Here is a 437-nt window from a genome sequence, read left to right as displayed (position 1 = left end):
GCTTGATAGGACCGGGGCCAAGGTGATCTATGCCTGACCCCGTCGCGGTCCCTGGTTGCGACCGAGTATCCAATGCGCGCATAGCCCACAGGATTCGCATCGGCGGTCGGCCGGTTTTCATGCCTGTCATTTTCTCCTCCCAGGGCTGGCGGCCTCCCCGATATCGCACCAGCATTTTCGCATGTTGTATAAAAATTTTACGCGCGTCAATATTTAAAATGTTGTATAGCCTTTTGCGAAAGCGATCCGCCTAACGGCTGGGCGGATCCGGCGGGCCATGAGCGCATTGGGAGGCAGGATCGAAATGCACGGAATATCAAAGACCAAACTCGGGATCGGCGTCATCGGATGCGGCAACATCTCGATGACTTACCTGCGCAACGCCGGGCTTTTTGGCGGGATCGAATTGCGCGCCTGTGCCGATATTTCGGCCGACA

Annotated in this window: 1 pseudogene; it reads left to right on the top strand. The window is 56.5% G+C overall.

The features are described 5' to 3' along the window. Nucleotides 1–304: 304 nt before the first annotated feature. A pseudogene (locus EOB49_RS38425) lies at nt 305–437 on the top strand (gfo/Idh/MocA family oxidoreductase); the annotation flags it as partial.

Source organism: Mesorhizobium sp. M7A.F.Ca.MR.148.00.0.0, assembly GCF_003997735.1.
Taxonomy (GTDB): Bacteria; Pseudomonadota; Alphaproteobacteria; order Rhizobiales; family Rhizobiaceae; genus Mesorhizobium.
This window is presented reverse-complemented; position numbering and strand designations above follow the sequence as displayed.